The organism is Agrobacterium sp. NPDC089420 (genome assembly GCF_044900305.1).
Taxonomy (GTDB): Bacteria; Pseudomonadota; Alphaproteobacteria; order Rhizobiales; family Rhizobiaceae; genus Agrobacterium.
In genome coordinates, this window is sequence record NZ_JBJDMY010000010.1 from 41,448 (window position 1) to 54,287 (window position 12,840).

11 protein-coding genes are annotated in these 12,840 nt (G+C 62.0%); 3 read left to right on the forward strand and 8 right to left on the reverse strand.

Features of this window, described 5'->3' with window-relative positions; translation table 11 throughout:
* Nucleotides 1–2 precede the first annotated feature (2 nt).
* Genes ACI2KA_RS16310 through ACI2KA_RS16320 form a run of 3 tightly spaced genes read left to right on the forward strand, consistent with a single transcriptional unit; the run spans nucleotide 3 to nucleotide 2,681 of the window.
* Nucleotides 3–1,037 (forward strand): ABC transporter ATP-binding protein, encoded by a 1,035-nt coding sequence (locus ACI2KA_RS16310; protein WP_404503517.1) that lies wholly within the window; start codon nucleotides 3–5, stop codon nucleotides 1,035–1,037.
* Nucleotide 1,038: 1 nt separating this feature from the next.
* A complete protein-coding gene (locus tag ACI2KA_RS16315; RefSeq protein WP_404503518.1) occupies nucleotides 1,039–1,875 on the forward strand; it encodes a glycerophosphodiester phosphodiesterase in 837 nt (278 codons plus the stop codon).
* Nucleotides 1,872–2,681 (forward strand): inositol monophosphatase family protein, encoded by an 810-nt coding sequence (locus tag ACI2KA_RS16320; protein ID WP_404503519.1) that lies wholly within the window; start codon nucleotides 1,872–1,874, stop codon nucleotides 2,679–2,681. The genes ACI2KA_RS16315 and ACI2KA_RS16320 overlap by 4 nt, the downstream gene beginning before the upstream one ends.
* Nucleotides 2,682–2,719: 38 nt before the next feature.
* On the opposite strand, the gene ACI2KA_RS16325 is transcribed toward ACI2KA_RS16320, so the two are convergent.
* The 8 genes from ACI2KA_RS16325 to ACI2KA_RS16360 form a co-directional block, all read right to left on the reverse strand.
* Complete coding sequence (locus tag ACI2KA_RS16325; protein WP_404503520.1) at nucleotides 2,720–4,531, reverse strand: ABC transporter ATP-binding protein; 1,812 nt, start codon at nucleotides 4,529–4,531, stop codon at nucleotides 2,720–2,722.
* Between the two features lie 4 nt (nucleotides 4,532–4,535).
* A complete protein-coding gene (locus ACI2KA_RS16330) occupies nucleotides 4,536–6,320 on the reverse strand; it encodes a gamma-glutamyltransferase family protein (protein WP_404503521.1) in 1,785 nt (594 codons plus the stop codon).
* A gap of 21 nt (nucleotides 6,321–6,341) precedes the next feature.
* Complete coding sequence (locus ACI2KA_RS16335; protein WP_404503522.1) at nucleotides 6,342–7,214, reverse strand: ABC transporter permease; 873 nt, start codon at nucleotides 7,212–7,214, stop codon at nucleotides 6,342–6,344.
* 10 nt (nucleotides 7,215–7,224) lie between these two features.
* A complete protein-coding gene (locus ACI2KA_RS16340; RefSeq protein WP_006311351.1) occupies nucleotides 7,225–8,172 on the reverse strand; it encodes an ABC transporter permease in 948 nt (315 codons plus the stop codon).
* A 67-nt stretch (nucleotides 8,173–8,239) separates the two neighbouring features.
* Nucleotides 8,240–9,748 carry an ABC transporter substrate-binding protein gene (locus ACI2KA_RS16345; protein WP_404503523.1) on the reverse strand — a complete coding sequence of 503 codons (1,509 nt, stop codon included), beginning with the start codon at nucleotides 9,746–9,748 and terminating at the stop codon, nucleotides 8,240–8,242.
* Between the two features lie 78 nt (nucleotides 9,749–9,826).
* Nucleotides 9,827–10,627, reverse strand: coding sequence for a FadR/GntR family transcriptional regulator (locus ACI2KA_RS16350; RefSeq protein WP_404503524.1), 801 nt, complete (start codon nucleotides 10,625–10,627; stop codon nucleotides 9,827–9,829).
* Nucleotides 10,628–10,759: 132 nt separating this feature from the next.
* Nucleotides 10,760–11,626, reverse strand: coding sequence for an aldose 1-epimerase (locus tag ACI2KA_RS16355; RefSeq protein ID WP_404503525.1), 867 nt, complete (start codon nucleotides 11,624–11,626; stop codon nucleotides 10,760–10,762).
* Nucleotides 11,613–12,800 carry a galactarate dehydratase gene (locus ACI2KA_RS16360; RefSeq protein ID WP_404503526.1) on the reverse strand — a complete coding sequence of 396 codons (1,188 nt, stop codon included), beginning with the start codon at nucleotides 12,798–12,800 and terminating at the stop codon, nucleotides 11,613–11,615. Before ACI2KA_RS16360 ends, ACI2KA_RS16355 begins: the two co-directional genes overlap by 14 nt.
* Between the last annotated feature and the right edge of the window lie 40 nt (nucleotides 12,801–12,840).

The following is a 12,840-nucleotide window of genomic DNA, read 5'->3' on the forward strand; positions in this document are numbered from 1 at the left end:
GCATGTCCGTACTTCACATCCGCCAGGTCTCGAAAACCTTCTCCGGCGGCACCAAGGCAGTCGACAGCTTCTCGCTCGACGTTGCCGATGGCGAACTCGTCTGCCTTCTCGGACCTTCCGGTTCGGGCAAATCGACGCTGCTGCGCATGGTCGGCGGGTTTGAGCAGCCGACCGGCGGTCATATCACCATCGATGGGGAAGATGTCACCCATCTGCCGCCGGAGCGACGGCCGACCGGCATGGTGTTCCAGAGCCATGCGCTGTGGAGCCATATGAACGTCTTCAAGAACCTCGCCTTCGGCCTCAAGCTGCGCCGCATTCCCGCTCCATTGATCAAGGAGAAAGTGGAGGCCGTGCTCGAACTGGTCGGGCTTTCCGGTTATGGCGAGCGCGCCACCAGCCAGCTTTCCGGCGGCCAGCAGCAACGTGTGGCGCTGGCCCGCTCGCTGGTACTGGAACCGAAAATCCTCCTGCTCGACGAGCCCTTCGCCAGCCTCGACCAGCATCTGCGCGAGCGTCTGCGGGAAGAGGTGCGCGATATCCAGCAACGTCTCGGCATCACCACGCTGTTCGTCACCCACGGTCAGGACGAGGCGCTTTCCATGGCCGACCGCATCGTGGTGATGGCCAATGGCAAGACCGAACAGATCGACCGGCCGAATGTCATCTATCGCGAACCGCAAACGCCCTTCGTCGCCGGTTTCATCGGCACCATGAACCTGATAGAGGGCACGGTGTCGGAGGGGAACTTCATGCGCGCCGATTTCAACCTGCCGCTTCCCGTTGCCGACGGGCCGGCCATCCTTGCGGTTCGCCCGGAGGCCATCGATCTGGCGATATCCGCAACCCCGCAAGCGCATGTGCATCGGGTGACGGATTATGGCACCCACGGCCTTGTCGACCTCGACCTTGCCGACGGCATGCGGATCAAAGCCATGGTCGCCCATCCCGACCTGTTCCAGACCGGACAGGGGGTTGGAGTAACGCCCCGCGCCGTCACGGCCTATCGCGACAACCGTCCAATCCACCGGAGCTGACATGACCCTGCCGATCCTCATCGAACGCGATGGCCACAGGACGTGGCTCAAATGGCATCGCGGCCGCCGCCGCGCCGCCGATCCCGTGTTCACCGGAGAACGCATCATCGAGGCGATGCGGCTTGGCGCGAGCGTCGAGGTCGATCTCGTCATTCACGCCGATCAAGGCTGCGCCGTGCTGCACGACCTGACGCTGGAACGGGAAACCACCGGCACAGCCCGGGTGCGCGACACATCCGCCGCCGCGCTGCGCCAGCTTCACCTGCGCGACAATCAGGGCAAGCCCATCGAGGCGACGGTCATGCTGCTCGAAGACCTCTGCGCCCTTCTCGCCAGCCAGACCGTGCATCCCGACGCCTTGCTGCAGCTCGATTTCAAGGAAGACCGGCAGGCGCTTACGCCGCAGATCGTCAGCGGTTTCGGAACAAGCGTTTTGCCGATCGCAGGTTCGGTCATCCTGTCCGGCGGCGACTTCGACGCCATCGCCACGCTGGCCGCCTCGGCCCCCGGCCTTCGCACCGGATATGATCCCTGCCATCGCGGCGCGCTCGCCGAGTTGCAGGCAAGCTTGAACTATCTGGGCTTCATCGAAGACGCTCTCGCCACCGCGCCCGATGCGGGCATGATCTATCTCGCTTACGAGATCGTGCTTGCCGCCGCGGATGCCGGCGTCGACATCATCGCCCCCATCCATGCCGCCGGCCGCCGTGTCGACGCCTGGACGATCAACAGCGTCACGCCGCACTCCATCGAACAGGTGGCGCGCCTTTTGCAGCTGAAGGTCGACCAGATCACCACCGATGACCCGGAAGGGCTCGCAGAGGTTTTCAGCCAATGACCGCAAATTACACCGCCATCCTCGACCATATGATCACCACCGCCCGCGAGGCCGGCGCATTGACGCTCGACCATTTCAGGCGCTTCCGCGACATCGAGATCGGCATCAAGGGACCGGGGGATTTCGTTTCCGATGCGGACAGGCAATCCGAAACGCTGATCCGCGACCGCCTGCTCGGACAATATCCCTGGGGGCTGACCGGCGAGGAATTCGCACCTGTCGAAGGGGCGGACCAGGATCATCGCTGGCTGGTCGATCCCATCGACGGCACCACCAATTTCCTCTTCGGCCAGCATTACACCATCACCATCGCGCTGCGGCGCGGCAACGAAACCATCTGCGGGCTGGTCTATAATCCCGTTTCCGACGAGATGTTTACCGCGATCAGGGGAGACGGCGCCTATCTCAACGGCGAGCGCCTGCGGGTCAATGCCGGCACCGATATCGCCCTGATGTGCGTCGGCACCGGCCTGCCGACGCCCAACCTTCAGCTTCATCCCGGCGCCTATCAGCGCCTCGATGCCATCCGCGCGCCCATCGGTGCGGTCCGTGTCGTCGGCAGCGCCGCCAATTCCTGTGCTTATGTCGCCTGCGGTCGTCTCACTGGTTATTACGAGGAGACCGGCTTTGTCGACACGGCAGCCGGCATTCTCCTTGTTCAGGAGGCCGGCGGCATGGTGACCGACTGGTGGGGCCGCGGTCCGGAATTTTATGAAAAAACCGGTACGCTGATCGTCGCCAATGCCGCGACCCATGCCTATCTCATGGAGCACCTGCGCGACGTTCCGCCGAAAAACCCGACGTAACGAGGCTTCCTCGGCACATCCATACGACAGCCGTCGCTTCAGGCCACCTGCACGAGGTGGCCGGGCGACACCGTCCTGTAGTTTCGTTTCGGCGTTTCATAGCCCATTGCGCGTATCGGGCTTTTCAGCTCGTCATTGGAGATGCCGCGCCTTATCCCGCGCCTTGACGGATCCGGCACCGGCACGGCGGCCATCAGCTTTTTGGTATAGGGATGCTGCGGATTGTCGAAAACCGCCGCACGCGGGCCGATCTCGACGATCTCGCCGAGATACATCACCGCCACACGATGGCTGACGCGCTCCACCACCGCCATGTCATGGCTGATGAACAGGAAGGCCAGATTGAGGCTCTGCTGCAGGTCGAGCAGCAGGTTGCAGACCTGCGCCTTGATCGACACATCGAGCGCCGAAACGCTCTCGTCGGCAACGATGACCTTGGGATCGAGCGCAAGCGCGCGGGCAATCGCAATACGCTGGCGCTGGCCGCCGGAAAATTCATGCGGATAACGGCCGGCCATATCGGCGGAAAGGCCGACCTTTTCGAGAAGATCGGCGGTCTTTTCCCTCGCCTGCCTGCTGCTGCCCAGCCTGTGCTTGATAAAGGGTTCGGCAATCGCCGTGCCCACCGTCATGCGCGGATTGAGCGAGGAGAACGGGTCCTGAAAGATCATCTGCACGGATTTGCGCATGGTGCGCAGACCGACCGTATCGAGCCGCATCACGTCGTAACCGTCGAGCGACACATCGCCGGACGACGGTTCCACGAGGCGCATGATGGAGCGGCCGGTGGTGGATTTTCCGCAGCCGGATTCGCCCACGAGCGACAGCGTTTCGCCCTGGAAGAGATCGAAGGAGACGTTTTCCACGGCGTGAACCGCACCCGTCTGCCGCGCCAGCAGGCCGGAGCGGATGGGGAAGCGCGTGACGAGATTCCTGACCGACAGAACCGGCGTCTGACCGCTCGCCACGGTCTCGGCCACCTCCTGGGGCTCGGTTGAAAGGCCGGTTTTCATGTCGAGCACCGGAAACCGCGTCGGCCATTGCCGGTCGCGCATCGAACCGAGCCTCGGCACCGCCGAAAGCAGCGCCCGCGTATAGGGATGATTGCCGCGTCTGAATATCTCGTCGGTCGGCCCTGTCTCGACCTCGTCACCGCGATACATCACGATTGTCCGGTCGGCGATTTCGGCCACCACACCCATGTCGTGGGTGATGAAAAGCACCGACATGCCCTCTTCTTCCTGCAGCAGCTTGATCAGGTCGAGGATCTGGCCCTGAATGGTGACGTCAAGCGCCGTCGTCGGCTCATCGGCGATCAGCAACTTCGGTTTGGAGGCGAGCGCCATGGCGATCATCACCCGCTGGCGCATGCCGCCGGAAAACTGGTGCGGATATTCGTCGAAACGACCGGCCGCATTGGGAATACGGACCTTTTCCAGAAGCCGCACCGTCTCTTCCCGCGCCTCCTGCTTCGAAAGCCCCTTGTGGCGAATGAGAACTTCGGAAATCTGGCGGCCGATGGTGAAGATCGGATTGAGCGAGGTCATCGGCTCCTGAAAGATCATCGAGACATCGTTACCGCGCACACCGCGCATCTCCTTTTCGGAAAGCTGGAGCAGATTGCGCCCGTTGAGCAGGACTTCGCCTTCTATCCGGCTGGAGGCCGGGGCAAGCAGGCGCATCAAAGACAGCGACGTCACCGACTTGCCGGAACCGGACTCACCGACGATGGCGACGGTTTCACCGGGCGCGACATCGAAGGAAACGTCGCGCACGACGCTTTTCCAGACACCATCGACAAGGAAGGAGGTGGTGAGGTTACGGACGGAAAGGACCGGTTTTGTCGCCATGGTCTCACCGCCCCACCGCATAGGCCTGCATCAGCCGCGGTGTCGCGGCGGCGCGCAGCAGGCCGTCCGCATCGCGGCGAGCGGCGGTGAGTCGCCCGACCGACCAGGCATCGGCAACCGTGACCCGGTGGCCGCGACGGCGAAGCTCATCGAGCGTCGCTTCACCCACCGCGCCCTCCACCATGATTTCGCCGGGCGAACTGGTGCGCGGATAAAACGAGCCCGGAAAATGCGAGGTATGGAACAAAGGCATGTCTATGGCCGCCTGCAGGTTCTTGCCATGGTGGGCATAACGCAGGAAGAAGGGCAGCTGCCACTGGTCCTGCTGGTCGCCGCCGGGCGTGCCGAAGACCATGGCGGGGCGGCCTCGGTGCAGGGCGAGCGACGGCGTCAGCGTGGTGCGCGGGCGTTTGCCCGGCGCAAGCGAGGTCGGCAGGCCTTCCTTCAGCCAGAACATCTGGGCGCGGGAATTGAGCGCGAAACCGAGGCCCGGCACGACCGGCGACGATTGCAGCCAGCCACCCGACGGTGTGGTGGAGACCATATTGCCAAAGCGGTCGATGACGTCGATATGCACCGTGTCACCGCGCTTTTCCGTCAGGTGCGACATGGTCGGCTCGTAGACGGTACCTTTGCCGCTCATCTCGGCCAGCATCGCCATGGTGGCGTCCACCTGCTTTTCGTAACCCGGCACGGTGCCGGGGCGCAGTTCCAGCGAGGCCTCGTTGCCGATCAGCGCCCGCCGTCCGGCATTATAGCCTTCGGAAAGCAGATATTCGGTCGGTATCTGACCAAATTCCGGGTCGCCGTAATAGACCTCACGGTCGGCAAAGGCGAGCTTCATGGCCTCAACGATGGTGTGGATGAAATCGGGGCCGGACGGGTCCATGGCCGCTATGTCGAAGCCCTTCAGAAGTGCGAGCGATTGCAGGAGAACCGGACCCTGTCCCCAGGCGGGCGTCTTGGCAATCGTCCAGTCGTGATAATCGAGCGTCTGCGGCGCTTCGACGGTTGCGCTCCATCCGGCCATGTCCTGCGCCGTCAGCACGCCCTTGTGCCGCGCGCCGCTGGCATCCATGACTTCCGTCGTCTTTACGTAACTGTCGATAGCTTCCGCAACGAAACCCCGGTAGAAGGCATCACGCGCCGCCTCGATCTGGTTTTCGCGGCCGGTACGCGCTTCGGCTTCGGCGACGATCCGCTGATAGGTTGCGGCGAGAACCGGGTTTCTGAAATTGGCGTGGGGCTCAGGAGCCGCGCCACCCGGCAACCATGTCTCATGGGATGTCGGCCATTCCTTCTCGAAGAAATCGGCCAGCCCCTTGATGGTGGCGGAGACGCGCGGCAGCGTTGGATGCCCATGCTCGGCATAATAGATGGCGGGTTCCAGCACCTCGCGCACGCTCATCGTGCCATAATCGCGCAGCATCAACATCCAGCCATCGAAGGCGCCGGGGATGACGGTGGCCAGCAGCCCGTCGCCGGGGATCAGCTTCAGCCCTTCGGATGTATAATGCTCGATCGTGGCGCCGCTCGGGGCCGGCCCCTGTGCGCAGATGACCTCCACCTTGTCCTTCTGCTTCGAATAAAACACGGCCGGCATATCCCCGCCGGGGCCACAGAGATGCGGCTCAACGATCTGGAGGACAAAACCGGTGGCGACGGCGGCGTCGAAAGCATTGCCGCCCTTTTCGAGAATGGCCATGCCGACGGCCGAGGCGATCCAGTGCGTTGAGGTGACGACGCCGAAGGTGCCAAGGATTTCAGGGCGTGTGGTGAATTCAGTCATTGCGATATTCCTTGTAAAAAATCATGCTTCGCGCGGATCGAGCGCGTCACGCAGGCCATCACCCAGAAGATTGAAACCGATGACGACGAGGAAGATGGCGATGCCGGGCCACATCGTCATCCACGGCGCCTGGCTGAGGAAATTCTTCGCGGTGTTCAGCATCGAACCCCAGGAGGGCGCCGGCGCCTGCTGGCCCAGCCCGAGGAAGGAAAGGCTCGCCTCCGCGATGATGGCGGTCGCCACCGTCAGCGTCGCCTGCACGATGATCGGGGCAAAGACATTCGGCAGGATGTAACGGGTCATGATATCGATATGGTTGAGGCCGATGGACCTCGCGCCTTCGACATAATCCTCCATCTTGACCGCCAGCACCTGCCCGCGCGTCAACCGCACGAAGATAGGCATGGCGGAAAGGCCGATGGCGATCATCGCATTGGTCAGGCTCGGGCCGAGGAAGGCGGCGAGCGCAATCGCCATGATCAGGAAGGGCATGGCCAGCAACGCTTCGGTGATACGCGAGATGACCATGTCCACCCAGCCGCCGAAATAACCGGCGATCAGGCCGAACGGCACGCCGATCACCACCGCGATCATCACGGAGACGACGCCTGCCATCAGCGAGGCGCGGGCGCCATAGATCATGCGCGAGAGAATATCGCGGCCGAGATCGTCCGTGCCGAGCCAGTGGGCCGCCGATGGCGCCTTGCGGATGGCCGACCAGCTGGTCGCAACCGGGTCGGCAATCGGCAGTATGGGCGCGGCGATGGCAAGCACGGCGAAGAACAGCACGATGACCATGCCGACAAGCGCAGACTTGTTGCGCTTCATTTTTTTCCAGGCGCGGCTTTGCTGCCGTGTCGCCGGTACGGATAGGTTTTGATCGAGAACGGTCATGATATCAGCCTCAGATCGTCGCCCTGAGGCGGGGGTTGAGCAGGACATAGGCAATGTCGGCCAGAAGGTTCATGAGGATGAAACCGACGGCGGTACAAAGCACGATGCCCTGCACGACGGCATAGTCACGCGTGAACACCGCATCCACCGTCATCTTGCCGAAGCCGGGAATGGTGAAGATCTGCTCCGTCAGGACCGCACCGGCCAGCAGCTCCCCGAACAGCAGCGCCAGCAGCGTGATGACCGGCAGCAGCGCGTTGCGGAAACTGTGCGACAGGATGATCTCACGCGGCGAAAGCCCCTTGGCGCGGGCGGTGCGGATATAGTCGGAGCTGAGCACCGCCACCATCGCCGAACGTGTATGCCGCATCAGCGTCGCCGCAAGCGCATTGCCGAGCACGAAGGCCGGCATGATCATGGTTTCGATGGAACGGACAGGATCGACGAAGATCGATTCATAACCGGATGCCGGTAGCCAGCCGAGCTTCACCGACACCAGCAGGATCAGCATGATGCCGAGCCAGAAATTCGGGATCGACAGGCCGGAAAGCGCAACGATATTGGCCGTATAATCAATCCACGTATTCTTCTTGACGGCGGCCAGAATGCCGATGGGAATGCCGATGACCATGGCAAAGAACATCGCCATGACAGCCAGCTGAATGGTGACCGGCAGCTTTTGGCCGATCAGTTCCAGCACCGGCTGGTTGGTGCGTAGCGAAATGCCGAAATCGCCCGTCACCACGCCGCCCAGCCAATTGAGATATTGCAGCGGCACGGGGTCGTTGAGGCGATATTTCTCGCGCAGGAATTCGATCGTCGCGGGATCGCGCTCCTCTCCCGCCATGGCAAGAACCGGATCGCCCGGCAGGAGTTTCTGCAGCGAGAAAACGAAGATGGAAATGATCAGAAGCGTCGGGATCGCGACCAGCAGTCGCTTGCCGATGTAAACAGGCATGGCATTGCCCCCGTTTGGGTCCGGTCTTGGCGGCCGCACGGCAAGCCGTGCGGCCTATATGAAGCGATCAGTCCTTGGAAACGCCGAGAAGGCGGATCATGCCATCGGGCGACGGCGCCCAGCCCTTGACCTTGTTGGAAATGGCATAGGCATAAGGCTGGTGGCCGAGATAGATGATCGGCATGTCGTCGTTGAGGATGACGCTTGCGGCATCGTATTTCTCCTTGCGGACGGTGTCGTCGGTCGAGGCGCGGGCCTCGTTCAGCAGCTTGTCGACTTCAGGATTGCAATATTTCACATCATTGATGCCGCCCTTGCAGGTGACGAACTGGTGCAGGTTGCCATCCGGATCGATGCGCCCCGACCAGTCGGAACGGCTGAGCTGGTAATTGCCGGCGGTCTGCTCGGACAGCAGCGTGGCAAATTCGGTTGCCTTCAGCGAAACGTTGAAGCCGGCCTCGGCCACCATGGACTGGATGACCTGCATCATCTGCGTCTGCGTGGTATTGTTGGCGTGCTGAAGCTCGATATCAAGCGTCTCGTAACCCGCTTCCTTCATCAGTTGCTTGGCCTTGTCGATATCGCGCGGCGGCACGGTCAAGTTCTGGTTGAACCATGGGCTCGTCGGCGGGAAAGCCTGATTGCCGGCCTTGGACGTGCCTTCGAAAACGATCTGGCCGATCGCCTCGCGGTCGATCGCATAGGAGAAAGCCTGCCGCAGGCGCTTGTCCTTGCCGAGCGGATTATCCGCACGCGCGCCGTTGTTGATGTTGACATACATCGCCATGTAACCCGGGCCGATGACATCGGCATAGGTCAGCTTGGGGTCGTTCTTGACCGATTCCGCATCCGACGCGGAAATGCGCTCGGCAATATCAAGGTCGCCGGCGCGAAGGTTCGCAAGCTTCACCGTGGTATCGGGGATCGGCAGATAGACGATCCTGTCGACGAGGATCTTGTCCTTGTCCCAATAGTCGGCGAATTTCTCAAGCACGATACGGTCCTGCTGGATGCGCTCGACGAACTTGAACGGGCCGGCGCAGACCGGCTTGGAGCCGAAATTGGCGCCGAGTTCCCTGGCCGCTTTCGGCGCGACGATCATGCCGGCGCGATCCGACAGCTGCGCCAACAGGGTGACATCAGGCGTCTTCAGCGTGAACTTGACCTCCAGCGGTCCCGTCGCCTCGACCTTCTCGACGGATGACAGCTCGCTCTTGCGGCGCGATTCCGGCAGCGTCATGTTGCGCTCGATGGTGGCGACGACAGCGGCCGCATCCAGCGGCTCGCCGTCATGGAACTTGACGCCATCGCGGATTTTCATGGTCAGCACCTTGCCGCCTTCGGACCACGCCCATTCGGTGGCAAGCTGGGGCACGATCTTCATGTCCTGCGAGATGTCCACCAGCTTGTCGCACATGGCGGTGTAGACGATGCGGCCGACAAAGGTGCGCGATTGCGCCGGGTCGAGCACATCGGCATCGTCGTTAAGGCCGATGCGCAATTCCGACGATAGCGCCGGCGCAGCGAGTAATGCGCTGGCGAAGAGCGCCGCAGTCAGTGTCTGGATTTTCTTCATGTTCGTTCCTCTGGTCTGGTTATTTTGACTTTTTGTCATTGGCCGCCCCTTCAGGGACGGCAGTTTTCGTCCGTGGCCTCAAGAGGCCGCGGTCAGCGAATGATCAGCCTCTGCCGCATTGCCCTCCCCGGCTTCTTCTTCCAGAAAGCCGAGCGAGGTAGCGCGGATCAGCCTTTCCTGATGCATGAGAAGATGCTGGCGCATGGCCTCGCCGGCGCGCGCCGGATCGCGGTCGGCAATGGCTTCGACAATGGCCATATGCTGCTCGAACGACGCCCTGCCATTCGTGCCGCTGCGCCGGGCCAGCTCGCGGATCGATTGCCAGGCGTCGTCCTGGCGGACACGGTTGACGACATCGAAGATCGACAGGAACAGCTTGTTGCCGGCGCTCTGGGCGATCTGGCGATGGAGAGACCCGTCCCACAATTCCTTGGCGTCGGCATCCGTGCTCTGGCCGGTCTTTTCGACAAGGGCACGCATGCGCTCCACCTCTGACGGCTTCGCCCGCATGGCCGCAAGCTGCGCCAGCTGCGGTTCGATGCGCAGGCGCACCTCCATGATTTCCATGAAATCCGTACCGGCGACCAGTTCCGTGACCTGGGCGGACCAATCGTCCGGTTTTTCACCCACAAAGGTTCCGGCCCCCTGCCGCCGCCAGATCAGGCCTTCGGCCTCCAGAACCTCCAGCGCACGGCGGATCGACCGGCGGCCGACGTTAAAACTTTCCGCAAAGGCCCGTTCCGTCGGCAGGCGCCCATCCCTGGTGAGATGACTCGTCTGAATATACTCACGCAACCGCGCCAAGGCGTAGTTGGAATTGTCGTTAGGGCCTGCTGCCACGCCGCACCATTTGTTTGAACCAATCTTATATTGGTTCATTTGGTGAGAAATTTTCCCCGACGTCAAGCGCATTTTTGAGCGATAATTCCTGACGCTCAAAATATGGGCATATGGCAGTTTCTTGACTGTGACGATTGGCGCTGGAGGATGGCGTTACTGCTGGCTCTCTCCTCAAGCGTCGATGGAGAGCCCGATACGTCCTGACAGATGCCCGCCGGGGGCGACGATCCTGACGCCCAGCGCTTCCCGCCGCCTCTCCGGCAAGCCGAGCGCTCCGGCGGCCATGGAAACGGGTTCGAGGCAGATATAGCGTTCCATGCGATGCACAGCCAGATGGCCGAAAACGGGATCGGCCTCGATCAGCAGTGAAAACCTGTCACATTGGACATGCGCATTTGACCAGGCAGTGAAATGCAATGTGTAACCCGTCGCTGCGGGAACGGCGGCGTTGTGGCGAGGGACTGCCGGCTGGCCGGTCGGCACGTTCTGCGGGTCGAGCGGATATTGCAGGCTTGCATCCGTCCGCGCGTCGCAGCCAAGTCCGGCAGCCAGATAGGGGTGCCAGCCAAGCGCCATCGGCGCAGGCGCATCCGCCAGATTGGTGATCGACAGGTCGACGGTAAGGCCAGCGTTGTGAAGTAGGAAAAACTGTTCCGCGCGGAAGGAAAAGGGCCATTCGCCATCAGCCTCATAGTCGAGTACCAGCCCAACCCGATCGGAAGCCAGATCCGAAATCTCCCATGCGCGCCGGTGAGCAGGCCCATGCATGGCATCAGGGGCACGAGCTGGATGTGGCAGGAGGTCATGGCGGATGCCGGTATGAACGAAGGAGCCGCCATAAAGCCGGTTGTGGTAAGGAAACAGCGGGTATGCGCCTGCTCTTGGCCAGTTGAACGGTTCGAAATCATCCCCGTTTGCCGGCACCAGAATATCGCCGTGGTCCGCATGGTGCAGATGGGTCATCCTGCCGCCCCATGCGGGGCGCAGGCGGGCAGAAAGCGGCCCGCAGCTTATCGCAACCGTTTCAGGCAAAGGCATAGGAGCCGTCAGGCCGTTTCGGCACCCGCCTCTGCCAATGAACGTAGCCGTCTTCCTGCATGGCTTTTTCATCCATCTCCACACCCCAGCCGGGGCGGTCCGGCCTCAGTTCCAGATAGCCGTCCTTCGGCAGATAGGGATCGACGACATAACGGGTTTCATCCTCGCGTTTTTCGAGATCGGTGCCGCCATAGACGTAGCATTGCCCTTTCGGCAGCCGGTATTCGAGAATGCGGAAATTCTGCTGGGCGGCGGAAAAATGCACATTGACGGCCGTGGCGAGCGGCCCCATCGGATTATGCGGCGCGACGCTGACGAAGTGGGCTTCCGCAAGCGTGGCGATGCGGCGCATCTCAGAAATGCCGCCGACGACGCAGATGTCGGGCTGGATGATATCCGCACCCTTTACTTGAAGAAGGCGCAGGAACTCGTTGCGATTATAGAGGCTTTCACCCGTTGCCAGCGTGCAGTTCAGCCCCTGTTTCAGGTCTCCCCACATCTCGATGTTTTCGGGACGCAAAGGCTCTTCGAAGAACAGCGGATCGTAAGGGGCAAGCGCGTTGCCAAGCTGGCGGGCGGCGGCCGGCTCGAAAATCTTGGCATGGGCGTCGAAGGCGATATCGTAGTCGGGCCGCACGGTCTCGCGCAGCGAACGGAAATATTCGGCCGAACTGCGGACCACCTCACCCCAGCGATGCGCGTGGATATCGAGGCGCCACGGGCTGAGCTTGAAGGCCGTGAAGCCCCAGTCCTCATTCAGACGGTCGAATTCTTCCTTTGCCGCCGGTGCGTCCGGGGCCGTATAGACCCCGGCATAGACCTTGATGCGGTCGCGCACCTCGCCGCCCAGCAGCTTGTAGACCGGCACACCCGCTGCCTTTGCGGCAAGGTCCCACAGGCAATGGTCCAGTGCCGAAATCGCCGACAGACCGAGCGCGCCGGGCGGAAAGCGGTTCTGCTGCAGCAGGAGATTGTAGAGATATTCGACCCGCGTCGGGTCCTGGCCGGCAAGGAAGCTGTAGAGGTAATCCAAGACCGGCGGCAGCGCGAGATCGGGGCCGTGATTGTAACATTCGCCCCAGCCGGTCAAACCGTCATCGGTATCGAGAGCGACGATGACACGGGGACGGTCCTTGTCGCGGGTGACAAATACCCGCATGCGATCGATTTTCATGCTTTAGTCTTCCTCATGAATTGCGGCGTGCAACAAGCCA